Source organism: Nocardioides ferulae (assembly GCF_003660455.1).
Classification (GTDB): Bacteria; Actinomycetota; Actinomycetes; order Propionibacteriales; family Nocardioidaceae; genus Nocardioides; species Nocardioides ferulae.
This window is the reverse complement of sequence record NZ_QZVR01000003.1, coordinates 23,135-46,659: the sequence shown is the minus strand read 5'-3', so window position 1 is coordinate 46,659 and position 23,525 is coordinate 23,135. Positions and strand designations below refer to the sequence as shown.

Sequence of the window (23,525 nt, the reverse complement as noted above, 5' to 3'; positions counted from 1 at the left end):
TACCGGCGGCCAACCAACCCTCCACCCGCGGCCGGGCGGCGTCAGTCGTCCTCGTCGACGTAGAGGTCACCGGGGAACGGCCCTGGCGCCTCCGTGATCTCCAGCCCCGCCAGGTCGGAGGAGCGCAGCGCCCGGGAGACGTCGTCGTCCACCACGAGGCGGTGGGCCCTCCGGTCGCTGAAGTAGGAGTGCACCGGTGCGTCGACCGCGAACGGCTCGAGCACCCCGACATACCCGGAGACCCGCTCGCCGTTGCGCAGCCGGATGTCGAGGTCGGGGAAGGTGCGGAGGTCCGGGCAGTGCTGTCGCAGCACCTCGACCATGTCGGTCGAGACCAGCTTGAACCCGGACAGGTCGGTCTGCCAGAGCATGGCGGTCGGCCGCTTGCCGCGGGAGTCGCGCTGCTGGACCCAGTGCACCGCCACGTCCAACCCGGGTGGTCCTTCGGCGCGCAGCACCTTCAGCACGTCGCGGCCGGCGGGAGTGACCCACCGCCCACGGCCGGGCTTTCCGTCCCCGTGGACGTGCACCCACAGGTCACGCGACGCCCCGACCGGGCCGACCGACCACCAGGTCACGACCGGGCCCCGCCGGGCGCCGCGCAGCTGCAGGCTCCGAGCGCCGCCGCGGCCGCGTCGAGCGCATCCCGCGCGTCGAGGGTGTCTTCGAGCCGCACCTTGTCGGCCGCCAGCACGAACACCATGGGTACGCCGTCGAGGTCGGTGGCGATGCCGGCCAGCGAGCTGACCCCGCTCAGCGTGCCGGTCTTCGCCCGCACCCGGCCCCTGCCCGCAGCCGGCCCGTCGGCGAACCGCTCGCTCAGCGACCCGGTGAACGCGGCGACCGGGAGACCGGTGAGCACCGAGCGCAGCTCGGGGTGCTCGTCGGAGGCGGCCAGCCGGAGCACGTCGACCAGCAGCCGCCAGTGGATCCGGTTGCCGCGCGAGAGACCACTGCCGTCGTGCAGCAGGCTCCCGGCGAAGTCGACGCCGGCCCGGGTGAGCACCTGCTCGATCGCGGTGCGGCCGGCGGCGAACGACCCCTCGCCGGCCTCGGCCAGACCGACGTGGTGGGCGAGCACCTCGCTCGCCTCGTTGTCGCTGACCAGGATCACCTGCTCGACGATCTGCCACAGCGGCGCGCTCTCGACCACGGCGAGCTCGGCGCCGCCGGCCCGGGCGCTCGCCGGACCGGGCGCGCCGGTCACCCGGATGCCGGCGTCCGCCAGGGCCGCGGCAAACCGCTCCGCCGCCGCCGCCGACGGGTCGGCCACCCGGCCGTAGCCGGACGGGTCGCGACCCTCGTCGAGCCACAGCGCGGTGATCGGCGAGACGACGCCGTCGGGGACGTAGCCGGGCTCCCACTCCGGGCTCGCGGTCGGCCCGGTGAACAGGGTGTCGTCGTAGCCCACCCGCACCCGGCGCACGCCGTCGCCACGCAGCGCCCGGGCGGTCTCGCGCGCCAGCGTGGCGACGTCGGCTCGAGGCGGGTACGCCGCGGGCTCACCGCGCGGGGTGGGCGCGGCGGCCAGGAACGGGTCGCCGCCACCGACGAGCACCACCCCGTTGCGGCCCGCGCGCACGACGCGGGTCTCGAAGACGTGGTCGGGCCCGAGCGCCAGCAGGGCGGCGGTGGCCGTGACCAGCTTCGTGGTCGAGGCGGGCACCACGGTGTCGCCCCGAGTGAGCACCGGAGCGCCCTCGCCGAGCGGCGCGACCGCGGCCACGACGTGGCGGCCCAGGTCGGGGTCGTCGAGATAGGGCGCCAGCGCGCGGCGTACCCGTGCTCGCGACAGCGCGCCGGCCGTGTCGGGGTCCACCGGCGCCGCGACCGGGGCCGGCCGGGCCAGCCGGGGCAGCTCGAGACCGGGCGGTGGTGGGATCGCGGCCGGCCCTGCGGGGGGCTGCTCGCCGAACCAGCCGTCCCAGCGGTCGCGCCACCAGTCGGGCCAGACCACGACGGTGGCGGCGACCATCGCGAGCACCAGGACGACCGCGGCCAGACGGCGCCGCCACGCCGGCGACGACGTGTGGCGTAGGTCACTCCGTGCCACCTCGACCCCTTCCCGGCTGCGCATTCGGGCACATTGTGCGCGACACTGACGAAAACCCGCGCGCCGGGCAGCCCGTCGCGCACCCCGACCGAACGGCCGGGAGCCCTGCCGGGGCCGCCCGATGGCCTGCCGACGATATTGCATTCCGCGGAGGATGACGTGCTCGAGTTCGACGTGCTGGTGGAGATCCCGAAGGGCCAGCGCAACAAGTACGAGGTGGACCACGAGTCGGGCCGCATCCGGCTGGACCGGACCCTGTTCACCTCCACGCAGTATCCCGCGGACTACGGCTTCATCGAGGACACCCTCGGCCTCGACGGCGACCCGCTCGACGCGCTGGTGATCCTGCAGGAGCCCACCTTCCCCGGCTGCCTGATCAAGTGCCGCGCGATCGGCATGTTCCGGATGACCGACGAGGCCGGCGGCGACGACAAGGTGCTGTGCGTGCCCGCCCAGGACCCGCGCCTGGAGCACCTGCGCGACATCAACCACGTCTCGAAGTTCGACCGCCTCGAGATCCAGCACTTCTTCGAGGTCTACAAGGACCTCGAGCCCGGCAAGTCCGTCGAGGGCGCCGAGTGGGTCGGCCGCACCGAGGCCGAGGCCGAGGTGCACGCCTCCTTCGAGCGCGCCAAGACCAACGGTCACTGACGACCCTCGGCCCACGCCCCGCCTGTACGCCGACGGCGCCGGTCCCCCTCGCGGGCCGGCGCCGTCCGCCGTCTCCGGGGGTGGTCGGGTGGGCGCTGACCGGCCGCTCGTGGTCGACGTGAGGCCGCTGACCCGCCGCTCGTGGTCGACGTGAGGCCGCTGACCCGCCGCTCGTGGTCGACCTGGGACCGCTGACCCGCCGCTCGTGGTCGACCTGGCACCGCTGACCCGCGGCCGTCGACGAACGCTCGTACGCCGTCGGCCCGCCGCCCCGGCCGGCGAGCGGCAGTGGCAGGCGGTCATCGTCATGCGGCCCACGAACGACGGTTCACCCCGGTCCAGGGACGACGCGCGGCGGGTCACCCTCCTCGGGGGACAAGAACTGACGGGTCAGCACCCTGACACCCACCACGAGTGACAGGTCAGCGCCGTGACACCCACCACGAGTGACGGGTCGGCGGGGCCAGATCAGGCGTCGAGCTTGAGCACCCGCAGCAGGGCCCGGGCGGAGGCGCCACCCTGGTCGAGGGCCACCGCGACCGCGCCGGGCACGTCGAGGTCGTGGAGCAGCCGGTCGAGGACCGGTCCGGCGTCCGGGCGGCCCGCGCCGGGGCGGCCCGCGGCGGCGTACAGCTCGTCGAGCCGCCGCTCGGCGGCCTGGAGGTCCTCGGCCCGGTAGTCCCACGGCTCGGCCCAGGGCCGGTCGAGCAGCAGCAGCCGGACGGCGGCGGGGCGGTGCTCGGCGAGCAGGTCGGCGACGAGCACCAGGTTGCCGGTCGACTTGGCCATCTTGGCGCCGTCCAGGCGGACCTCGCCCCAATGCACCTGGCGCCGCGCGAACGGCGCGACGCCGGAGGCGGCCTCGACCATCGCCGCCTGGTAGGCGTGGTGCGGGAACGCCAGGTCGGCGCCGCCGGCGAGCACGTCGACGCTGGCGCCGCAGACCGACCAGGCCATCGCCGCGCACTCCGCGTGCCAGCCGGGACGCCCCCACCCCCACGGGCTCGGCCAGGCCGGCTGGTCCTCGGCCGACGGGCGCCAGACCGGCACGTCGCACGGGTCGTCGCGGCCGTCGTCGGCCCGGTCGCCGAACTCCTCGGCGAGCCGAGCCGCTTCGGACTCGCCCACGCCGCTGCCGGCGACCGCCGGAGCACCGCGGAAGAACACGTGGCCCTCGCGTTCGTACGCCGCGCCGGCGCGCAGCAGGGCCGCGGCCAGCTGCACGACGTGGCGCACGTGCGCGCGGGCGTGCGGCGCGTGAGTCGGTGCGGCCACGCGCAGCGCGGCCATGTCGCGGTCGAAGAGGAACTCCTGGGTGAGCGCGAACTCGTCGTAGGGCCAGCCGCGCCCGGTGGCCGCGTCGGTGAGCACGTCGTCGACGTCGGTCACGTTGCGGCACACGACCGGCGTGACGCCGGCCTCGCGGGCGACGGCGGCCAGCGCGTCGGCCCACACGAACGTCGCGGCGTGCCCCAGGTGCGTCACGTCGTACGGCGTGATCCCGCAGGTGTAGAGGTGCAGCGCCCCGGTCAGCGGCAGCGGCGCACCGGCCAGCACCAGCGCGCCGCTGCGCACCGGGTCGGAATCGACGGCGGGGACGCGGCCGGCCAGGCCGACGACACCGGAGGGGCTCAGCGGTGCGCTCACCCGCCGATCATGCCTCAGTCCCGAGCAGATCGGGTGCGCGCAGCATCTCCGGCGGCACCCCGAAGGCGTCGACCAGCTCTCCGGCGATCGGGCGGACCTGGCGGCACAGGCTGCCGATCTCGCGACTGATCGCCTTCGACCGGTTCACCGAGAGCCGGCCGTGCTCCATGAACCAGGCCCGGTCGGCCTCGATCGCCGACAGTGCGTGCAGGTCGCACAGCAGGCCCAGCGCCACCTTGGTGTCGCCGTCGGGCAGACCGCGCACCTTGTCGACGAACGCCTCGAGAGTCAGCCGCTCGACGTGGGCGTTGGCCGCGGCGACCACGTGGTCCTGCACCCGGCTGAACACCTCGCCGGGGTTCATCCCCTGGTCCATGCCCCGCTTGAGCCGGCGGGCCACCCCGGAGAGCATGTGCTCCTCCCGGAACCGCAGCATCGCCAGCTGGTAGTCGGAGTCGAGCAGGCCCGCCTCCTGGTCCCACTGGTCGCCGCCGGGCAGCACGTCGCGGATCCGCTCGAGCAGCTTGTGCACCGAGGTCTTCTCGATCACGGTCTCGACCGCGAGACTGGTGACGAAGCGGACCGTGCCGAGCTGGTCGAGGTCCTCGAAGTCGCTGGCGTAGTCGGTGAGCAGGCCCTTGGCCACCAGCTGCAGCAGCACGTGGTTGTCGCCCTCGAACGTGGTGAACACGTCGGTGTCGGCCTTGAGGGCCGCGAATCGGTTGACCGAGAGGTAGCCGGCGCCGCCGCAGGCCTCGCGGCACTCCTGGATGGTGCGGGTGGCGTGCCAGGTGCCGAGCGCCTTGGTGCCGGCGGCCCGCGACTCGAGCTCCCGGCGGGCGTGCTCGTCCTCGGCGCTGCCGTCGCCCGCCTCGGAGAGGACGTCGTGCAGCTGCCCGCGGACCACCTCCTGGGCGAAGTGCAGCGCATAGGTGCGGGCCAGCAGCGGGAGCAGCCGCCGCTGGTGCAGGCCGTAGTCGAGCAGCAGCTCCTCGGCGTCCTCGGAGGTGGCCTCGAACTGCCGTCGGCGCAGGGCGTACTTGACCGCGAGCGTGATCGCGACCTTCGCGGCATTGATGCCGGCGCCTCCCACCGAGACCCGGCCCTGGACCAGGGTGCCGAGCATCGTGAAGAACCGCTTGTTGGGGTTCTCGATCGGGCTGGAGTAGACCCCCGACGGCGAGACCTCCGCGAACCGGTTCAGCAGCGCCGAACGCGGCACCCGCACCCGGTCGAACCAGATCCGGCCGTTGTCGACGCCGTTGAGGCCCATCTTGAGGCCGTCGTCCTCGATCCGCACGCCGGGAGCCGGCTCGCCGTCCTGGCGGATCGGCACCACGAACGCGTGCACGCCGTGCGACTCCCCGCCGACGTGCAGCTGCGCGAAGACCACGGCCAGCTCGGCGTGCGCGGCGGCGTTGCCGATGTAGTCCTTGCGGGCCTGCTCGCTGGTGGTCTCGATGACGAACTCGCCGCTGGCCAGGTCGTACGTCGCGACCGTGCCGAGGGCCTGCACGTTCGACCCGTGCCCGCTCTCGGTCATCGCGAAGCAGCCCATCAACTTGCCGGTGATCAGGTCGCGCAGGTAGGCGTCGTGGTGCTCCCGGGTGCCGAGCTGGAGGATCGCGCCGCCGAACAGGCCGAACTGCACACCGACCTTGACCAGCACCGAGAGGTCGCCGAAGGCGAGGGTCTCGAACGCGGCGATCGAGGCGCCCAGGTCGCCGCCGCCGCCGTACTCCTCGGGGAAGCCCATCCCGGTCTGGCCGGTGGCGGCCATCTCGACGACGAGGTCGCGCACCCGCTCGCGGTAGTCGGCGCGCGAGAGCGTCTCGGCCTCCTCGAGGATCGAGGCGTAGTCGGCCAGGTTGCTGCGCACCAGCCCCCGCACCTCGGCGTACCGGCCGTCGAGGAGCCGGGCCAGCTCGGGGACGTCGACCGCGGGCGGTCGGCGCCCGGCCCGCTCGCCGGCCCCGAGGTCGGCGTCGACCTGTGGCGCGGCCGGCGGGGCGGTGCTCGGCAGCTCCTCGACCGGGGGAACGGTGGTGGCGCCGTGGTTCGCGTCGTCGGTCACGTGGGGGGTGGCCTCGCCAGTCATGCCCCTCGAATACCCATCCGCGGGTGCCGCCACGCCGGGGCCGCCGTGTGGTCTGGAGCGCTCCGCGGTCAGGGGCGGGCGTGGAAGTTCGGCGGGATCCAGTAGTACATCGACTCCTCGGTCACCGGGCGACCGGTGCGCGGGGCGTGGATGATCCGGCCGCCACCGACGTAGAGCGCCACGTGGTAGATCGAGGAGGGACTGCTCGAGGACCCCCAGAACACCAGGTCTCCGGGGCGCAGGTCGCCCGCGCCGATCGGCGTCGACTGCTCGTACTGCGCGACCGAGTAGTGCGGCAGGCCCTTGCCGCCGACGGCCCAGGCACCCATGGTCAGGCCGGAGCAGTCCCACGCCGCCGGGCCGGCGGCGGCCCAGCGGTAGGGCTCGCCGAGTTGGGCGCGGGCGAACGCGATCGCCGCCGGCGCACCGGCGCCGGGTGCGGGTGCCGGCTGCGGCTGGGGCTCCGGGGCGGGAGCCGGCTCGGGGGCCTGTGCCGGCTCCTGGGAGGGCTCCTGGGAGGGCTCGTTCTCGCTGTCCTGACCGTCTGGCTGCGCCTGCTGCTCGGGCTCGCTGTCCTGATCGTCTGGCTGCGCCTGCTGCTGCTCCGCCTCGGCCTGGGCGGCCGCCGCCGCGGCCTCGGCGGCCTGCGCCTCCAGCGCGCTCTGCCGCCGCTCGGCCAGGGCCACGCTGATGTCCTGCAGTTGGGCGAGCCGGGCGATCAGGGCGTCCTTCTCGGCGGCGACCACGCTCGCCTCACCGGCTGCCGCATCGGCCGCGGCCGCGGCGGCGTCGCGCGCCGCACGAGCCCGGCTCGCCGCCCGCTCGGCCTCCTCGCGGGCCTCCGCGGCCTGCTCGAGCGAGACCTCGGCGAGCACGGCGGCGGCCCGGAACTCGTCGTAGTTGCCGTCGAGGGCGTCCTCGGCGGTGCGCATCGTGGCCAGCCGCTCCAGAGCGTCGGAGATCCCGTCGGCGCGCGTCAGCGACGAGAGGCCGGCCAGGCCGGGCGAAGTCTGGTACGACGTGACGAGGGCGTCGGCGTACGCGTCCTGCTGGCGCTCGACGTCACCGGCGGCGGCGCCGGCGGCTCGCTCGGCGGCGGTCGCGGCCCGCCGCGCCTGGCGGGCCTCCCACCGGGCACCGTTGTAGGCCTCCGCGGCCTGGGCGGCGGCGATCGAGGCGGCCTGCAGCCGCTGGTTGGCCAGCACCAGCTGGGCCTGCACGGCCTCGACGTCGTCCGCGGCCGCCACGGCGTCGGCGCGGGCGTCGCGGACCTCGGCGCGGCTGGGAGCCGGGTCGTTCGACCCGGGGTCGGCGATCGCGCCGAACACCCCTGCCTGGACCGCCAGCCCGCCGGCGATGAGCCCGAGTGCCGTCACGCTCGCCGCACCCCGTCGCAGTCGCACGTCGTCGCCCTCTCCGCAGCCTCCGGCGACCCGTGCGGCCGCACACCGGCCCCGTGCGCACCACTGCGCTCCGGGGCCTCAGAAGTCACGTTAGTGATCATTCGTCACATTGGGAACAGATTCCCCAGATTTTCCGCAACTCATCGGCGTGTCGCCTTGACGAACTACATCATTGTAATTCTTCGACGTCGCCAGCTCGCGGCGTGGCGGCCAGCTGCAACGCGGTGTCCAGCCAACTTCTGCGGTGTCACAACGCCGCAGAAGTTGTCTGGACACCGCGTTACAAGCCGTCGCGGCCACCGGTTCGCCGGCCCGGCACCGCACCGCGTGGCTCACTGAGGCCGCTGACGCGCGTCCTGCGTCAGTCCCGGTCGACGGGGATCTTCGCGGTGGTGGTCGTCGGGTGCGAAGCCAGACCGTGCCGGTCGAACTTCTGGCCGGTGGCGAGGCCGCCGATGTAGAAGGCGAGCAGCGCGATGACGACGCCGGCGACGTCGTCGGCGATGTAGTGCCAGCCGAAGTACAAGGTGGCCACGATCGTGAGTGCGAAGTTGATCCACACCGCCCACCGGGCGATCCGGTTGCGGACGGTGAACTGCACCATCAGCGCGAGCAGCAGCGTGATGCCGGTGTGCAGGCTGGCGAACCCGGCGACGGTCTGCATCTCGCCGATCCCGAGCAGCACCTCCTGCCGGTCGGTGACCAGCGAGTTCATCAGGTCCGTGGTCGGGGTGTGGGCCAGGTCGACGTAGAGCGCGGGGTACTCCAGGCCGGGCCCGAGCGTCGGCAGCGCGTAGTAGGACAGCGTGCCCAGCGACCAGGCCAGGCACTGCGAGGTGACGAACCAGTAGCCGTAGGAGAGGTTGCGGGTCCAGACGATCCAGGCGGTGACGCCCAGCGGCACCATCGGGATGAACCACAGATAGATGTAGGACAGCGGCCACGCGATCACCTCGGTGCCGAGCAGCCCGTGCAGCACGGTGGCGGGGTCGTGGCCGAAGAAGAGCGCCCGGTCGAGCAGGTGCAGCTCGCGGTCGTACATCGTGTCGATGACCGACGGCAGGAACGACTTGAGGTTCCGGTAGCTCACGTAGGTGATGTAGAAGCAGATCACCCCGAGCCCGACCAGCGTCAGCCGGTCGCGGTTCCAGTGGGTGCGCAGCCGGCTCCGCACCACGGCCGGCATCGCCTTCGGGTGCAGCTTCGACTCCCACAGGGTGCGCGGCAACAGGTCGAGCAGCACCGCGCCGAGCAGCAGCAGCGGGAGGCGCAGCCAGGAGGGGCCGAGGAAGCTGCCTTCGGGGTCGATGAGCCACCGATCGAGCGAGGCGGCGGTGGCGACCGCCCAGGCCCCCATGACCACCGCCGTGCCGATCATGACGGTGTAGGCGCGGCGGTACACGCGGGCCAGTGTAGGGAAGAGCCGACCGGCCGGCCTCGCCGGGCGTCAGTCGCGCGGCAGCAGCGCGGTCCGGCTGCCGTCGACGGCGAGGTCCACCCGCTCGCCCGGACCGGGGTGGGCGGCGAGCGAGGCGACGGCGTCGAGCTCGCCGACACCGTCGACGTCGACCACCAGCCGCACCTGCTCCGGGGTGACCCGGGCGGCGCGCACCACCCCGGTCAGCCGGCCGGACAACCGGCCGGTCAGCGCCCCCGCGGCCCCAGGGGGCGCCACGGTCACCGCCGACCGGCGTACGGCGAGCGCGGGCGCGGCGGGCAGGCCGGCCGCCGCCAGCACCCGCTCGGCGGCGGCACCGCGCAGCACCCGGGCGTAGCCGAGGAACAGGGCCGTCTCCGGGTCGGCGGGGGAGCGCCACACCGTGGCGATGTCGCCGTGCTGGACCAACCGGCCGGCGCGCATCACCGCGAGCCGGTCGGCGACCGTGAACGCCTCCTCGTGGTCGTGGGTGACCATCAGCGCGGTGGTGCCAGCGGTCCGCAGGATCTCGCGCAGGTCGGTGGCGAGCCGCTCGCGCAGGCCCGCGTCGAGAGCCGAGAGCGGCTCGTCGAGCAGCAGCAGCCGCGGCTCGACGGCGAGCGCCCGGGCCAGCGCGACCCGCTGTCGTTCGCCCCCGGAGAGCGTGGCGGGCAGCCGGTCGGCGTAGCCGGGCAGCCCGACCAGCTCGAGCAGCTCCGCGACCCGGGCCTCGCGCCGGGGGGCCCGGCGCAGCCGCAGTGGGTAGCCGACGTTGCGGGCCACGGTGAGGTGGTTGAACAGCTGTCCGTCCTGGAACATCAGCGCGAAGCCACGCCGATGCGTGGGGACGCCGGCGACGTCGGCGCCGTCCCAGCTGATCCGCCCGGAGTCGGGGGTCTCGAGGCCGGCGACGGCCCGCAGCAGCGTGGACTTGCCGGAGCCGGACGGCCCGAGCACGGCCAGCACCTGGCCGTCGGGCAGGTCGAGGCTGACGTCGACGACCGCCGGGACCCCGTCGAACGCCACGCCCACCCGCTCCAGGCTCAGCACCCCACCTCACCTCCACTCACCGGGAGATCATCACGCCGCGACCTCACAGCGCACCCACCGAGGGCACCCGCAGCCGCTCGACCGCCAGCATCACCGCGGTGGTGGTCGCGGCCAGCACCACCGACGCCGCCAGCGCCATGCCGTAGTTCATCGCCCCCGGGTGCCCGATCAGCCGGAAGATCACCACCGGCAGCGTCGGCCGGTCGTCGCGGGCCAGGAACGCGGTCGCCCCGAACTCCCCCAGCGACGCGGCGAACGCGAAGCCGGCGGCCGCCAGCAGCGGACGCCAGGTCACCGGGAGGTCGACGGTGACGAGCGTGCGCAGCGGCCCCGCACCCAGCGAGGCCGCCGCCTGCCGCTGGCGGTCGTCGATGCCGGCGAGCACCGGCACCAGCGTGCGCACCACCAGCGGCAGCGCCACCAGCGCCTGCGCGATCGGCACCAGCAGGCCCGCGTCGCGCAGGTCCAGCGGCGGCCGGTCGAGCGTGATCAGGAAGCCGAAGCCCAAGGTCACCGCGGACACCCCGAGCGGCAGCATGAAGAAGCCGTCCAGGAGGCCGCGCAGCCGCCGCTCGGCGCGACCACGCGAGCGGCGGGTCACCACCAGCGCGACCAGGAGCCCCACCAGCAGCGCCATCGCGGTGGCGTCGACGGCGGTACGCAGCGACATCTCCAGGGCCTCCGTCACCGGCACCACGAGCGCGTCGCGGGAGCCTACGGAGCCGAGCGCCCGGTAGTTGCCGAGGCCCCAGGCGCCGTCGACGCGCAGCGAGCCGACCACCAGCGTCACGATCGGCGCGGACACCAGGACCAGCAGCAGCCCGGTGCCGGCCAGCTGCGGCCAGTCCCCGGCGCGGGGCCGCCGGGGACGGGGCGCCAGCCTGGCCACGGTCGGGTCGGGCACCGCGCGCAACCGGGCGGCCACGCTGAGCAGCGCCAGCACCGCGAAGAGCTGCACCAGCGACAGCGCGGCCGCGGCGGGCAGGTCGAGCAGGTTGGTGGTGAGCAGATAGATCTCGCTCTCGACCGAGGCGTAGCGCGGACCGCCGAGGATGAGCACCACCCCGAACGACGTCGCGCAGAACAGGAACACTACCGTGGCCGCCGAGACGATCGCCGGCCGCAGCGCGGGCAGGGTGACCGTGCGCAGCACCTGCCAGGGGGTGGCCCCCAGCGCGGCGGCGGCCTCGGCCGGCCGCGGGTCGAGCGTCTCCCAGGCGCCCCCGACGGTGCGGATCACCACCGAGACGTTGAAGAACACCAGCCCGGCCACGATCGCGACCGGGGTGCCGTCGAGCCCGAGGAAGCCCAGCGGCCCGGCCTCGCCGAGCAGTTGCCGGAACGCCACCCCGACCACCACGGTCGGCAGCACGAACGGCACGAGCAGCGCCGCCCGCAGCAGCCGCCGCAGCGGGAACTCCAGCCGGTGCAGGGCGTACGCCGCGGGCAGGCCGAGCAGCACCGCGCACACGGTCGCGACACTCGCCGACCAGACCGTGAACCACAGCACCCGTCCGGTCCGCGGCCGGGCGAGCACCTCGAGCACGGCGCCCGGGGCGAAGTCGCCGTCGGGCCAGACCCCCCGGGCCAGCATGCCGGCGACCGGCACCACGAAGAACACCCCGACCACCAGCACCGGCGCGGCGGCCAGCGCCAGCAGCGCCAGCAGCCGCCGGGCCGGCATGCTCAGCACCGGCTCGCTCCCCCGCTGCTGGATCGGCGCGTCATCGGCGGGTCATCGCGTGATCAGGTCGCTCCACTCGCGCAGCCACTCGTCGCGGCGCTCGGTGATCTCCTCGGGGTCGACCGTGGCCGGGTCGCTCGGCTGCTCGGCGAAGCGCGCCCAGTCCTCGGGCAGCTCCACGCCGGAGTCCACCGGGAAGACGTACATGCTGGTGGGCAGCGCGGCCTGCACGTCCTCGTCGAGCAGCCACTGCACCACCTGCTGGGCGCCGTCGGGGTTCTCCGCCCCGCTCAGCACCCCGGCGTACTCGACCTGGGCGAAGCAGGTGTCGAGCAGCGCGCTGGTGGTGGTCTGGTCGCCGTCGACGGTGAACGCCGGGGAGGAGTCGTAGGAGAGCACGATCGGCCGGTCGCCCTTGCCGCCGCCCTGGGTGAAGTCGACCTGGTAGGCGTCCGACCAGCCGTCGGTGATCTTCACCCCGTTCGCGAGCAGCCGCTCCCAGTAGTCGGGCCACTCCTCGCCGTACTCGGCGATCGTCGCCAGCAGGAAGGCCATGCCGGGCGAGCTGGTGGTCGCGCCCGGGGTCACGAACAGCCCTTCGTACGCCGGGTCGGCGAGGTCCTCGAGCGTCTCCGGCGGCGCCAGCCCCTCGCGCTCGAACCAGGTGTCGTCGACGTTGACGCACACGTTGGCCTGGTCGACGGGGGCGAGCACCGGGTCGCCGTCGTCGTTCGTGGCCCCGGGCAGCACGAACCGCTCGGCCCCGGAGGGCGGCTGCACGTCGAGGGCGGCGAAGACGTCGGCCTCGACGGCGCGGGAGGCGAAGGTGTTGTCGATCCCGAAGGCCACGTCGCCGGTGGGGTTGTCCTGGGTGAGCACCAGCTTGTTGGTCAGCGTGCCGGCGTCGCCGCTCGCGCGGACCTCCAGGGTCAGACCGTGCTCGGCCTCGAACGCCCGGATCAGCTTCTTGGGCAGCGCGAACGAGTCGTGGGTGACCAGCACCACCCGTTCGGGGGCCGGGCTCCCCTCGGGCGTCGTCTCGGGCGGGTCGTCCTCGCCCATCGTGGAGCAGGCTCCCAGGAGCGCCAGGCTCGCGGTGAGCGCGACCGCGGACAAGCGGCGGGTGGCGGCGACGGACGGGCGCATGCGCTGCATCGGTGACTCCCTTCGCCGGTGCTAACCGGATCAGGTTCGGAGGGTCTGCGGCGGTTCCGCACTCTCAGCACGCCCGGCCGGTGGCCACGTGCTCCCCTGTCTGTTCAGGCGCACCCTAGCGCGAGCGCCGTCGGCGGCCGGGGGGTGGGCGTGTGGGGGGGCCGGGGACAGGTGGTCCACCCGAGGCGCGGGCGGCGTGGCGTCTGGCGCTAGCGTTCCTGCGTGAGTGAGCTGAGGGTCTGCGGATTCGACGACCTCGACGCCCGCACGGCGTACGAGATCTGGCGGCTGCGGCAGGCGGTGTTCGTGGTGGAGCAGGCCTGCCCCTACCCCGACCTCGACGGCCGCGACCCCGAGCGCGGCACCCGGCACCTGCTGCTCACCGACGACGACACCGGCCAGGACACCGGCGACGACTCCGGCGAGGAGCGGCTGGTCGGCTACCTGCGGCTGCTCGACGACGGCACGCTCTGGCGGATCGGCCGGGTGCTGCTCGCCCCCAGCCACCGCGGCCGTGGCGTGGCCGACCGGCTGATGCACGCCGCCCTGGCCGAGTGCGCCCGGCTGGACCCGGCCCGCGACGTGGTGCTCGACGCGCAGAGCCCGCTGGCCCGCTGGTACGCCGGGTTCGGGTTCGAGCAGACCGGCCCGGAGTACCTCGAGGACGACATCCCGCACGTGCCGATGCGGAGGTCCACCGGCAGCCTCAGCCGCTGACCGCGGCGAACAGCACCCCGTCGGGGGTGACCTCACGCGCCGCCCGCCCCTGCGCCACGAGCAGCTCCAGGTGCGCCTTGGTCTCCATCGACGCCAGCGCCGCGTTGAACAGGTCGAGCGAGGAGAACGCGTGCGCGTGCCGCGTCCAGGGCAGCTCGCCGGCGACGTCGTACGCCGTGCGCGGGCCGTGGGCGAGCGCCTCCAGCGAGAGCCGCAGCCGCTCGTCGTGGTGCACCAGCAGCTGCTCGACGCGGGTGTGGCTGGACGGCGCGACCGGACCGTGGGCGGGCAGCAGGGTGAGGTCGGGCAGCGCCCGGACCTTGGCCAGCGAGCCGAGGAAGTCCCGCAGCGGCTGCTGCACCGGCGGGGTCTCGAAGCCGATCGACGGGGTGATCGTCGGCAGCACGTGGTCGCCGGAGAACAGCAGCGCCGCGGTCCGCTCGGCGAACACGTAGTGGCCCTGGGTGTGGCCGGGGGTGTGCACGGCGTCGAGGGTGCGCGACCCGACGGCGACCTCGTGGTCGCCCTCGAGCCAGGTGTCGGGGTAGCGCCAGTGCTCGCGATCGGGGAGCCGGCCGTCGTGCAGCTTGCTCCACTTCTCGGCGACGCGGCCGGCGCCGGCGGCGACCAGCGCGGCGACGGTGGGGTCGGCCGAGGCCAGGTCGACGGTGTTGAGGAAGTCGAGGGTCGGCTTCTCGCCGGCTCCGAGGCTGACCGTGGCGCCGACCTCGCGCCCGAGCACCGAGGCCAGTGTGTAGTGGTCGCGGTGCACGTGGGTGACCAGGAAGTGCCGGATGTCGCCGACCGTGAACCCGATCCGGCCGAGGCCCGCCTCGAGTGCCTGCCGGGCCTCGGTGATCGCCCAGCCGCCGTCGACCAGGGTCAGCCCGCTCTCGGTCTCGAGGGCATAGACGTTGACCGCCTTCAGCCCGTCCATGGGCAGGGGCAGCGGGATCCGGTGGATGCCGTCGGCGACCGGCCAGGCGCCGGGCTCGGCCCAGTGCGCCCCCGAGTCCGGGGAGATCGCGTGGGCGGTGTCGGCCGGGCCGGGTGGAGGGGAGGTCACCCCGCCACCCTAGGAGCCGGCACCGGGCTCCAGGTCGGGCAGCCCCAGCGACAGGTTCGGCTCCTGGATGCCACCGTCGACCTCGAGCATCTTGCCGGTGACGTACTGCCCGGCGCGCGAGCTGAGGTAGAGCGCGGCGGCGGCGATGTCCTCGGCCTCCCCGACCCGGCCGAGCGGGGTGTTGCCCTCGAGCTGGTCCATCATCTCGGGCACGCCGGCGACGAACTCGAGCGCACTGGTCATCACCGAGCCGACGAAGATGCCGTTGACCCGGATCCGCGGGGCGAGGTCGCGGGAGGCGAGCCGGGCCCAGTGCGCCAGCGCGGCCTTCGCGGTGCCGTAGGCCAGGTAGCCGCGGCCGGCGGCCCGGCCCATCATCGAGCTGACCACGACGATCGACTTCTCACCGGCCGGCGAGGCGAGCATCAGCGGCACCGCGGCCCGGCTCAGCGCGTGGGCGGTGCTGACGTTGAAGTGGAAGGACTCCTCCAGATAGGCCACGTCGGTGTCGAGGAAGGCGTTGGGGATGGTGCCGCCGACGTTGTTGACGACCGTGTCGAGCCGGCCGAACTCGTCGTACGCCGCCCGGGCCAGGCCGGCGACCGCGTCGGTGTCGCTGAGGTCGGCGGGGACGACGAGCGCGCGGCGGCCGGTCTCGGCGATCCGGGCCGCGACCTTCTCGAGCTGCTCGGCGGTGCGGGCCGAGATCACGACGTCGGCGCCGGCCTCGGCGAAGGCCACGGCGGTGGCGGCGCCGATGCCGCGGCCGGCGCCGGTGACGACCGCGACCTGGTCGGTGAGGGTGAACCGGTCGAGGATGCTCACGACACGAGCCCCCGGCCGGTGACCAGCGGCAGGTCGAGCGCGGTGACCAGGCCGGGCTCGGCGGCGACGACGGCGGGCACGGCGTTGACCAGGCGCTGGGCGGTGACGATCATGCCGGAGACGTTGTGGTCGCCGTGCTCGCCGTGGTGCACGAAGTCGCACTGCATCATCGGCTCGCCGGTGATCACCACCCGGTAGCAGCCGCCGCCCTCGGGCGGCGTCGCCCACTGCGGCGCCTGGTCGACCGCGGTGCGGGTGACGTGCTCGAGCACGACCTTCGGCACCCCGTCGACCTTGCCGATCACCTGGAACCGGACCGCGCCCATGGTGCCGGCCTCGACGAACACCGAGGCGGTGTCGAGGTCGCGGTCGGCGGGGATCCGCTCGACCTCCTCGGTCAGCGGCTCGTCGAGGGTGACGCCGAGCCCGGCGGCGATCTGGCGGACCACGCTGCCCCAGGCCATGCTCAGCACCCCCGGCTGCCAGAGGAAGGCCACCTCGTCCATCGGCTTGCCGAAGCCGAACAGGTCGCGCATCACGACCGGCTGGTAGTAGGTGGAGTAGTCGGCGATCTCCATGACGCGCACCTCGTCGATGCGCTGGGAGAGGCTGGTGAGCGAGAGCGGCAGCACGTCGTTGGCGAAGCCGGGGTCGATGCCGTTGACGTGCAGGCTGGCGCCGGTGGCCCGGCCGGCGGCGGCGATCCGCTCGAGGCTCTCGGGCGGCAGGATGTGCTCGGGCCACTGCAAGAGCACCGGTCCGCTGGAGACCACGTTGACGCCGGCCTCCAGGAAGCCGATGAGGTCCTCGATCGACTCGAAGACCCGGTCGTCGGTCATCGCGGTGTGCACGATGCAGTCGGGACGCAGCGCCAGCAGGGCGTCGCGGTCGGTGGTGGCGGTGACGCCGAGCTCGCGGTCGAGGTCGGCGAGCGCGCCCGCGTCCCGGCCGTCCTTGTCGGGGTTGGAGACCCACACCCCGACCAGCTCGAGGCCGGGGTGGCGGTCGATGCCGGCGATCGCGTGCCGGCCGACGGTGCCGGTGGACCAGACGACGACGCGCAGCGGGGTGTTCGCGGTGGTGGAGGAGCCGGTTGACATGCGGTCAACCTAGAACGCGTTCTACATCTTGGGAAGGGTGGCGGTCTCGGCCACCGGGCACACGGTGCGGGAGTAGATCGTCGGCATGCACCGGTTGCAGTGGATGCAGCTGCCCTCGCTCACGCGCTCCTCCTCCAGCCGGCGCACCAGGTCGGGCTCGCGGAGCAGCGCGCGCCCCATCGCGACGAAGTCGAAGCCCTCCGCCATCGCCTGCTCCATGGTGTCGCGGCGGTTGATGCCGCCGAGCAGCATCAGCGGCATCGCGAGCTCGGAGCGGAACCGCAGGGCCTTCTCGCGCAGGTAGGCCTCCTCGAACGGGTAGCTCTTGAGGAAGCTCTTGCCGACCGTGCGCATCCCCCACCGCACCTGCACCGGCATCGCGGCGGCGAACTCCTTCAGCGGCACGTCGCCGCGGAAGAGGTACATCGGGTTCATCAGCGAGCTGCCCGCGCTCAGCTGGAGGGCGTCGAGGTGTCCGTCCGCCTCCAGCAGGCGGGCGTACTCCAGGCCCTCGGCGGTCGTGACGCCCCCCTTGAACCCGTCGGACAGGCTGACCTTCGCCGTCACCGCGACCGCGTCGCCGACCTCCTCGCGCACGGCGCGCGCGACCTGCCGGCCCAGCCGGGCGCGGTTCTCCAGCGACCCGCCCCAGCGGTCCTTGCGCCGGTTGAGGCCGGGGGCCAGGAACGAGGAGATCAGGTAGCTGTGCGCCATGTGCAGCTCGAGCACGTCGAACCCGGCGCGCACCAGCGTGCGGGCGGCGGCGACGTACGCCCGCGTCACCCGGGTCAGGTCGGCCTCGGAGGCGGTGCGGATCATCTGCATCGACAGCGGGCTCGGCATCGAGCTGGCCGCGATCGCCTTGACCTTGTTGGAGCGGCCGTTGGCGACCGGGCCGGCGTGGCCCACCTGGCCGGCGATCGCCGCGCCCTCGCCGTGGACCGCGTCGGCGAGCCGGGTCAGCCCGGCGAGGGTGTCGTCGCCGACCACGATCACCTCGCGGTGGGTGCGACCCTCGGGGGCGACCGCCAGGTAGGCGACGGTGGTCAGCCCGACCCCGCCGCGGGCGGGCGCCAGGTGGTAGTCGATGAGGTCGTCGGTGACCTGGCCCTGCGGGCTGCGCCCCTCGAAGGTGGCGGCCTTGACCACGCGGTTGCGCAGGCGGACCGGGCCGAGGGTCGCGGGGGCGAAGACGTCGGGAGCCACCCGCGAACTGTAACGCGTTCTACCCCGACCCACGGCGCCGATCCCGGCGCCGGCGGGAGTGGCGGGATGATCTTGACGTGACGAGTCCGGACCCGGCACTGGTGGCGCGGCTGCGCGCCGCCGGCTGCGTCTTCGCCGAGGAGGAGGCCGCCCTGCTCGAGGAGGCCGCCGCGGCCGGCGCCACCCTCGAGCAGCTGGTCCGCGACCGGGTCGCCGGGGTTCCCCTGGAGCAGGTGCTCGGCTGGGCGGAGTTCGCGGGCCTGCGGATCGCGGTCCGCCCGGGGGTGTTCGTGCCGCGCCGCCGCAGCGAGCTGCTGGTCCGGCTGGCCGCACCGCTGCTCGGCGCGCACGGCATCGCGGTCGACGTGTGCTGCGGATCCGGCGCGCTCGGGGCGGCCCTGCTGGCGCGACGACCGGGCGCCGAGGTGCACGCCTGCGACGTCGACCCGGTCGCGGTCGCCTGCGCGCGCGAGAACCTCCCGGGCGAGCGGGTGCACGAGGGTGACCTGTACGCCGCCCTGCCGCACCGGCTGCGCGGCCGCGTCGACGTGCTGGTGGCGAACGCCCCCTACGTGCCGACCGGGTCGATCGCCACGATGCCCTCGGAGGCTCGCGACCACGAGCACCCGGTGGCCCTGGACGGCGGGGTCGACGGGCTGGCCGTGCAGGCGCGGGTGGCCGCCGGAGCGCCCGCGTGGCTGCGTCCGGGCGGCGCGCTGCTGGTCGAGACCAGCCGGGCGCAGGCGGCGGCCTCGGCCGCACTGTTGGCGAGGTCGGGTCTGGTGGCTACCGTCGAGCGCGACGACGACCTCGACGCCACCGTCGCGCTGGGACGTCTGCTTCACCACGTTCCCTCGATCCCCCCGGGGGGACGTGCCTAGGATCGGGACATGACCACACACGAACACGGCAAGGCTGTCCTCGACTCCCTGCGGCCGCTGCACCGCGACCTGCGGCAGGCGGTCCCGGACGTCTACAAGGGCTTCGGCGAGCTGCACAAGGCGGCGTTCGCGCCCGGCGAGCTCGACGTCGCGGTCAAGGAGCTGATCGCGGTCGCGATCGGCGTCGTGGAGGGCTGCGACGGCTGCATCGCCTCGCACGCGCAGGCCGCGGTGAAGGCCGGGGCCACGCGTCAGCAGGCCGCGGAGGCGATCGGGGTGACGTTCCTGATGAAGGGCGGCCCCGCGACGATCTACGGGCCGCGGGCCTACAACGCCTTCTGCGAGTTCGCGGACGCACAGGAGGGCAAGGCCGACCAGTAGTCGGCCCCGCCCTCCGGGAACGCGCGCGGGGCCGGCCGACGGCCGGCCCCGCGCCATGCTCGGCCTGGCTCAGGCGAGCGAGAGGAAGAGCTTCTCCATCTTCTTCACGTCGACGCTGTCCAGCCCGTCGCCCTCGGCCAGGCACTGCTGCAGACCGGTCGCCACCAGCGCGAAGCCGGTCTTGTCGAGGGCCCGGGAGACCGCGGCGAGCTGGGTCAGCACGTCCTCGCAGTCGTTGCCCTCCTCCATCATCCGGATCACCTTGGCCAGATGGCCGGCCGCGCGCTTGGTCCGGTTGATGATCGCGGTCATGTCGGACGGGTCGAGCTGCATCAGTTCTCCTCGGAGCGGGGGGTGAGCGCGGCCAGCGCGGCGGTGAGCCGCTCCTTGGCCTCGCGGGCCACGTCGCGGATCGCGTCCGCGGCCACGTCGTCCTGGGCCTCCGAGCCGGCCAGCACGACCATGGAGTCGGGGTCCACGGCCTCGACGAGGGTACGTCCCTCGCCGACCTCGCGGACCACGACGTTGCAGGGCAGCAGCGCCGCGATCGACGGCACCGCCGTCATCGCCTGGTGCGCCAGCTGCGGCCGGCACGCGCCGAGGATCACCTGCGGGGCGACGTCGACGTCGAGCTTGGTCTTCATCGTGGCCCGCACGTCGATCTCGGTGAGCACACCGAAGCCCTGCTCGGCCAGCCGCTCGCGCACCTGCGCGACGGTCTCGTCGTAGGGCGCCGCGACGCTCGCGGACATCGTGTAGGACGTCATCCGACACCCTCGCCCTGCTCGGCCTGGGCGGCCTCGGCCAGCGCCGCGTCGACGTCGAGGTCCTCGACGGCCTTGACCAGCTCCTCGAAGGCGGCGGCGGGCAGCGCACCGGGCTGGGAGAAGACCAGGTGGCCCTTCTTGAAGGCCATCAGCGTCGGGATCGAGGTGATCCGCGCGGCCGCGGCGAGCGACTGCTCGGCCTCGGTGTCGACCTTGCCGAAGACCAGGTCGGGGTGGCCCTCGGAGGACTTCTCGAAGACCGGCGCGAACTGGCGACACGGGCCGCACCAGGACGCCCAGAAGTCGACGAAGACGATCTCGTTGTCGTTGATGGTGCTCTCGAAGTTCTCGGCACCGAGCGTGACCGTGGCCATGGATCCTCCCTGAGTTGCTGCCGTTGGCGGCTGAACGAAGCGTATAACCCCCAGGGGGGTTATCTCATTCCCAGGCGGGAGAACTCTGCCGATCGCGCCGGGACCGACCACCGTACGTCGCGGCTCCGCACGCCCTCAGAGCCCGGCAGCGGCCGGAGTCGGGACGGCTACAGCTAGAGCCCCTGCCACGCCGGCTTGGCGGCGTAGACGGCCCGGTAGTGGTCGCGGGCACGCAGGGCCGAGGCGGCGTCCGGGTCGAGCAGCACGCTCACGTGGGGGTGCAGCTGCAGCACCGAGGCCGGGCAGGACGCGCCGAGCGGCCCCTCCAGGGCCGCCGCGACCGCGGCCGCCTTGGCCGCCCCGGTCGCCACGAGCAGCAGGTGGCGGGCCCGCAGGATCGTGCCGAGCCCCTGGGTCAGCACGTGGCGGGGCACCTCGTCGAGGTGGGCGAAGAACCGGGCGTTGGCCTCGCGGGTCTCCTCGGTCAGCGTCTTGATCCGGGTCAGCGACGCCAGTGAGGATCCCGGCTCGTTGAACGCCAGGTGGCCGTCGGAGCCGATGCCGAGCACCTGCAGGTCGACCCCGCCGGCGGCCCGCAGCGCCTCCTCGTAGCGCTGCCCCGCCCCCGGCAGCCGCTCCGGATCGGGGTCGGGGCCCGACACCTGGCCGTCGGGGATGCCCAACGGCCGGGTCGCCTCCCGCAGGATCGTCTCGCGGTAGGTCTGGGGGTGCCCCTCCGGCAGCCCGACGTACTCGTCGAGCAGGAACACGCGCACCCGGTCGTACGCCGGCGCGCTGCCGGCGGCCCGTCGGCGGGCGAGCTCGCGGTAGGCCGGCACCGGACTGGAGCCGGTCGCGAGGCCCAACACGGTGGCGGGCTCGGCCCGCACCCGGGCCTCCACGACATCGGCGGCCAGGCCGGCCACCTCGGCGACGGAGTCGAGCGGGACGACCTCCATCAGCCCCGCCTCCGGTCGTGCACGACCCGGCCACCGACCACGGTCGCGACCGGATCGAGCGCCGCGTCGACGAGCACCAGGTCACCGGCGGCGCCCGGATCCAGCCGGCCCAGGGACCGCTCGCCGACCAGCGCCGCCGGCGTGGTGGTGGCGCAGGCGACCGCCTCGGCGAGCGAGCACCCGGTCGTGTCGCGCAGCACCCGCACACAGTTGAGCAGCGACGCGACCGATCCCGCGAGCGTGCCGTCGGCCAGCCGGACCGTGCCGTCGGCGACGACGACGTGCTGGTCGCCGAGCCGGGCCGGCCCGTCCGGCAGGCCGAGTCCGGCGGTGGTGTCCGAGACCGCGAGCAGGCGGTCCGGCCCCAGGCAGCGCCAGAACAGTCGCAGGGTGGTCGGGTCGAGGTGGTGCCCGTCGGCGATGACCCCGGCCACCAGCCGGTCGTGGGCGAGCGCCGCGCCGACCGGACCGGGCTGGCGGGCTCCCATCGCCGGCATCGCGTTGCCCAGGTGGGTGAGCATCCTCGCCCCGGCGCGCGCGGCCGACTCGACCTGCGCGGCGCTCGCCTCGGTGTGGCCCACCGAGACCACCACGCCGCGTCGTGCCAGCTCCGCGACCACCTCGATGGCCCCCGGCAGCTCGGGCGCCACGGTCGCGATCGCGACCCCCGCGTCGCGGGTCCAGCCGTCGACCAGCGCGAGGTCGGGGTCGACCAGCCACTGCGGCGGGTGGGCGCCCTTGCGGGCCGGGGCGATCATCGGGCCCTCCAGGTGCAGGCCGAGCGGCCGGGCGCCGGTCCAGCCGGGCGGCGGGCCGGCCGCCAGCGTGGCCAGGGCGACAGCCCGGGTCCGCTCTCCCGCGGTCACGACCGTGGGACAGAACGCGGTGGTGCCGTGCGCCGGCAGCAGCGCGGCGACCTCCCACAGGCGCTCCGGCTCGGCGGTCAGGTCGATGCCGCCGGCCCCGTTGACCTGCAGGTCCACCAGGCCCGGCAGGACCGTCAGGCCGGCCGCGTCGAGCACCGGGGCGTCGCCCGGCAGCCGGTCGGGGCTGGTGAGCACCCCGGCCACGACGGCGAGCTCGACCGCAGACCCGGCGGCGTCCCTGGCGCCGCTCACGCGCAGCGCGCTCATCGCGCACCCCCTCCCCCGCGGGTCAGCAGCGCGGCCCCCACGGCCGCAACCGGGAAGCCGGACGGGAGCACCCGCACCCGCGCGGCCAGGTCGAGCGAGGCGAGGAACTCCGAGGACCGCGCCCGGTCGGCCAGCTCCCGCGCGACCGCGGCGCGCAACGGCTCGCCCAGACTGCTCACCCCGCCTCCGAGCACGACGACGCGGGGGTCCACGGTGAGCGCCAGCACCCGCACCGCGGCGGCCACCCCGGTCACGAACGCCGCCCGCACCGACACCGCCCGCGCGATGCCCGCGTCGGCGGCCGCGAACAGCGCGGAGGCCGGCGGCCGGTCGGTCGACGGCCAGGCCTCGGCGAGGGCGCCCCCGGAGGCGACGGTCTCGAGGCAGCCGCGCTGACCGCACCGGCACGCCCGGCCGGCCGGGTCGACGGGCACGTGCCCGACCTCGCCCGCCGCGCCGGCGACGCCGCGGCGTACCCGGCCGTCGAGCACCAGGCCGGCGGCGAGACCGGTGCCGATGCTCAGATAGGCCAGGTCGTCGGCGTCCAGGTGCGCTGCCGCTCCCAGGGTGGCCGCGTTGACGTCGTTCTCGACGAGCACCGGCGCGTCGAGGCGCTCACCGAGCAGCGCCGCGAGCGGCAGCACCTCGCCGGCCACCTCGAGGTTCACGGCGTGCCGCACCGTCCCGCGCTCGGGCTCCACCAGCCCGGGTACGCCGACGCCGACCGGCAGCCCGGCGGCCGACGGCTCGAGCTCGCACAGGCGCGCCACGACGCGGGCGGCGGTGTCGACGACGCCACGGGCGCCGGGCACGGTCGGCTCGAGCGCTTGCGCGCGCACCGTCGAGGCGCCCTCCAGCACCACCCCGAGGGTCTTCGTGGCCCCGATGTCGAGGCCGATCCGCAGGGCGGCCGGAGGCACGGCGACATCCTGGCTCTGGTCCCTGCTGCGTTCCCTGC

23 protein-coding genes and 1 riboswitch are annotated in these 23,525 nt (G+C 74.4%); of the genes, 4 read left to right on the top strand and 19 right to left on the bottom strand.

Annotated elements, in window-relative coordinates:
• Positions 1-41 precede the first annotated feature (41 nt).
• A complete protein-coding gene (locus D6B71_RS06110) occupies positions 42-578 on the bottom strand; it encodes a hypothetical protein (RefSeq protein ID WP_121253106.1) in 537 nt (178 codons plus the stop codon).
• On the bottom strand, positions 575-2,053 hold the full coding sequence (gene dacB / locus D6B71_RS06105; protein ID WP_164519558.1) for a D-alanyl-D-alanine carboxypeptidase/D-alanyl-D-alanine endopeptidase: 1,479 nt from the start codon (positions 2,051-2,053) through the stop codon (positions 575-577). The genes D6B71_RS06110 and dacB overlap by 4 nt, the downstream gene beginning before the upstream one ends.
• A gap of 159 nt (positions 2,054-2,212) precedes the next feature.
• Here dacB and D6B71_RS06100 point away from each other — a divergent pair, with 159 nt between their 5' ends.
• A complete protein-coding gene (locus tag D6B71_RS06100) occupies positions 2,213-2,704 on the top strand; it encodes an inorganic diphosphatase (protein ID WP_121253102.1) in 492 nt (163 codons plus the stop codon).
• A 468-nt stretch (positions 2,705-3,172) separates the two neighbouring features.
• Here D6B71_RS06100 and D6B71_RS06095 read toward each other — a convergent pair whose 3' ends face one another.
• The 7 genes from D6B71_RS06095 to D6B71_RS06065 form a co-directional block, all read right to left on the bottom strand.
• Positions 3,173-4,351, bottom strand: coding sequence for a cysteine--tRNA ligase (locus tag D6B71_RS06095; RefSeq protein WP_121253100.1), 1,179 nt, complete (start codon positions 4,349-4,351; stop codon positions 3,173-3,175).
• Between the two features lie 7 nt (positions 4,352-4,358).
• Positions 4,359-6,449 carry an acyl-CoA dehydrogenase family protein gene (locus tag D6B71_RS06090; RefSeq protein WP_121253098.1) on the bottom strand — a complete coding sequence of 697 codons (2,091 nt, stop codon included), beginning with the start codon at positions 6,447-6,449 and terminating at the stop codon, positions 4,359-4,361.
• Between the two features lie 68 nt (positions 6,450-6,517).
• Complete coding sequence (locus D6B71_RS06085) at positions 6,518-7,852, bottom strand: C40 family peptidase (RefSeq protein WP_126688195.1); 1,335 nt, start codon at positions 7,850-7,852, stop codon at positions 6,518-6,520.
• A gap of 361 nt (positions 7,853-8,213) precedes the next feature.
• Positions 8,214-9,254, bottom strand: coding sequence for a phosphatase PAP2 family protein (locus tag D6B71_RS06080; RefSeq protein WP_240641171.1), 1,041 nt, complete (start codon positions 9,252-9,254; stop codon positions 8,214-8,216).
• A 45-nt stretch (positions 9,255-9,299) separates the two neighbouring features.
• Positions 9,300-10,319, bottom strand: a complete 1,020-nt coding sequence (locus tag D6B71_RS06075) for an ABC transporter ATP-binding protein (protein WP_121253094.1) — start codon at positions 10,317-10,319, stop codon at positions 9,300-9,302.
• A gap of 43 nt (positions 10,320-10,362) precedes the next feature.
• The gene (locus D6B71_RS06070; RefSeq protein ID WP_121253173.1) at positions 10,363-12,003 is read right to left on the bottom strand and encodes an ABC transporter permease; all 1,641 of its coding nucleotides are present in this window, start codon (positions 12,001-12,003) and stop codon (positions 10,363-10,365) included.
• Positions 12,004-12,054: 51 nt separating this feature from the next.
• Positions 12,055-13,158, bottom strand: coding sequence for a thiamine ABC transporter substrate-binding protein (locus tag D6B71_RS06065; protein WP_240641170.1), 1,104 nt, complete (start codon positions 13,156-13,158; stop codon positions 12,055-12,057).
• A riboswitch (TPP riboswitch) is annotated at positions 13,149-13,266 on the bottom strand. (Overlaps the previous gene by 10 nt.)
• A 114-nt stretch (positions 13,267-13,380) precedes the next feature.
• On the opposite strand from D6B71_RS06065, the gene D6B71_RS06060 reads away from it, so the two are divergent.
• Positions 13,381-13,875 (top strand): GNAT family N-acetyltransferase, encoded by a 495-nt coding sequence (locus D6B71_RS06060; RefSeq protein WP_121253092.1) that lies wholly within the window; start codon positions 13,381-13,383, stop codon positions 13,873-13,875.
• Here the strand turns inward: D6B71_RS06060 and D6B71_RS06055 are convergent.
• Genes D6B71_RS06055 through D6B71_RS06040 form a run of 4 tightly spaced genes read right to left on the bottom strand, consistent with a single transcriptional unit; the run spans position 13,865 to position 18,072 of the window.
• Complete coding sequence (locus D6B71_RS06055) at positions 13,865-14,941, bottom strand: MBL fold metallo-hydrolase (protein ID WP_121253090.1); 1,077 nt, start codon at positions 14,939-14,941, stop codon at positions 13,865-13,867. The genes D6B71_RS06060 and D6B71_RS06055 overlap by 11 nt on opposite strands.
• Before the next feature lie 9 nt (positions 14,942-14,950).
• Positions 14,951-15,766 carry an SDR family oxidoreductase gene (locus D6B71_RS06050; RefSeq protein ID WP_121253088.1) on the bottom strand — a complete coding sequence of 272 codons (816 nt, stop codon included), beginning with the start codon at positions 15,764-15,766 and terminating at the stop codon, positions 14,951-14,953.
• On the bottom strand, positions 15,763-16,866 hold the full coding sequence (locus D6B71_RS06045) for an NAD(P)H-dependent amine dehydrogenase family protein (protein ID WP_121253086.1): 1,104 nt from the start codon (positions 16,864-16,866) through the stop codon (positions 15,763-15,765). Before D6B71_RS06045 ends, D6B71_RS06050 begins: the two co-directional genes overlap by 4 nt.
• 21 nt (positions 16,867-16,887) lie before the next feature.
• Positions 16,888-18,072 carry an oxidoreductase gene (locus D6B71_RS06040; protein ID WP_121253084.1) on the bottom strand — a complete coding sequence of 395 codons (1,185 nt, stop codon included), beginning with the start codon at positions 18,070-18,072 and terminating at the stop codon, positions 16,888-16,890.
• Positions 18,073-18,149: 77 nt separating this feature from the next.
• Here D6B71_RS06040 and D6B71_RS06035 point away from each other — a divergent pair, with 77 nt between their 5' ends.
• Positions 18,150-18,953, top strand: coding sequence for a putative protein N(5)-glutamine methyltransferase (locus D6B71_RS06035; RefSeq protein WP_121253082.1), 804 nt, complete (start codon positions 18,150-18,152; stop codon positions 18,951-18,953).
• 9 nt (positions 18,954-18,962) lie between these two features.
• Positions 18,963-19,334 (top strand): carboxymuconolactone decarboxylase family protein, encoded by a 372-nt coding sequence (locus tag D6B71_RS06030; RefSeq protein WP_121253080.1) that lies wholly within the window; start codon positions 18,963-18,965, stop codon positions 19,332-19,334.
• A gap of 69 nt (positions 19,335-19,403) precedes the next feature.
• Here the strand turns inward: D6B71_RS06030 and D6B71_RS06025 are convergent, their stop codons facing one another.
• From D6B71_RS06025 to D6B71_RS06000, 6 genes are all read right to left on the bottom strand, one after another.
• The gene (locus D6B71_RS06025) at positions 19,404-19,667 is read right to left on the bottom strand and encodes a metal-sensitive transcriptional regulator (protein WP_121253078.1); all 264 of its coding nucleotides are present in this window, start codon (positions 19,665-19,667) and stop codon (positions 19,404-19,406) included.
• Entirely contained in the window at positions 19,667-20,101 is a 435-nt protein-coding gene (locus D6B71_RS06020; protein ID WP_121253076.1) for a DUF302 domain-containing protein, read from the bottom strand. The genes D6B71_RS06025 and D6B71_RS06020 overlap by 1 nt, the downstream gene beginning before the upstream one ends.
• Positions 20,098-20,475: a thioredoxin gene (gene trxA / locus D6B71_RS06015; protein WP_121253075.1), complete on the bottom strand. Its 378-nt coding sequence runs from the start codon at positions 20,473-20,475 to the stop codon at positions 20,098-20,100. Before trxA ends, D6B71_RS06020 begins: the two co-directional genes overlap by 4 nt.
• A gap of 173 nt (positions 20,476-20,648) precedes the next feature.
• Positions 20,649-21,434 carry a glucosamine-6-phosphate deaminase gene (locus D6B71_RS06010; RefSeq protein ID WP_121253073.1) on the bottom strand — a complete coding sequence of 262 codons (786 nt, stop codon included), beginning with the start codon at positions 21,432-21,434 and terminating at the stop codon, positions 20,649-20,651.
• A complete protein-coding gene (nagA, locus tag D6B71_RS06005; protein ID WP_121253072.1) occupies positions 21,434-22,567 on the bottom strand; it encodes an N-acetylglucosamine-6-phosphate deacetylase in 1,134 nt (377 codons plus the stop codon). The genes D6B71_RS06010 and nagA overlap by 1 nt, the downstream gene beginning before the upstream one ends.
• Positions 22,564-23,487: an ROK family protein gene (locus tag D6B71_RS06000; protein WP_206051596.1), complete on the bottom strand. Its 924-nt coding sequence runs from the start codon at positions 23,485-23,487 to the stop codon at positions 22,564-22,566. The genes nagA and D6B71_RS06000 overlap by 4 nt, the downstream gene beginning before the upstream one ends.
• Between the last annotated feature and the right edge of the window lie 38 nt (positions 23,488-23,525).

What these genes read in the sequence shown, in the direction of transcription:
- D6B71_RS06020 (WP_121253076.1), bottom strand. Translation starts at nt 20,101, where the DNA reads ATGACGTCCTACACGATGTCCGCGAGCGTCGCGGCGCCCTACGACGAG.
- D6B71_RS06010 (WP_121253073.1), bottom strand. Translation starts at nt 21,434, where the DNA reads ATGGAGGTCGTCCCGCTCGACTCCGTCGCCGAGGTGGCCGGCCTGGCC.
- D6B71_RS06065 (WP_240641170.1), bottom strand. Translation starts at nt 13,158, where the DNA reads ATGCAGCGCATGCGCCCGTCCGTCGCCGCCACCCGCCGCTTGTCCGCG.
- D6B71_RS06070 (WP_121253173.1), bottom strand. Translation starts at nt 12,003, where the DNA reads ATGCCGGCCCGGCGGCTGCTGGCGCTGCTGGCGCTGGCCGCCGCGCCG.
- D6B71_RS06090 (WP_121253098.1), bottom strand. Translation starts at nt 6,449, where the DNA reads ATGACTGGCGAGGCCACCCCCCACGTGACCGACGACGCGAACCACGGC.
- trxA (WP_121253075.1), bottom strand. Translation starts at nt 20,475, where the DNA reads ATGGCCACGGTCACGCTCGGTGCCGAGAACTTCGAGAGCACCATCAAC.
- nagA (WP_121253072.1), bottom strand. Translation starts at nt 22,567, where the DNA reads ATGAGCGCGCTGCGCGTGAGCGGCGCCAGGGACGCCGCCGGGTCTGCG.
- D6B71_RS06025 (WP_121253078.1), bottom strand. Translation starts at nt 19,667, where the DNA reads ATGCAGCTCGACCCGTCCGACATGACCGCGATCATCAACCGGACCAAG.
- D6B71_RS06030 (WP_121253080.1), top strand. Translation starts at nt 18,963, where the DNA reads ATGACCACACACGAACACGGCAAGGCTGTCCTCGACTCCCTGCGGCCG.
- D6B71_RS06045 (WP_121253086.1), bottom strand. Translation starts at nt 16,866, where the DNA reads ATGTCAACCGGCTCCTCCACCACCGCGAACACCCCGCTGCGCGTCGTC.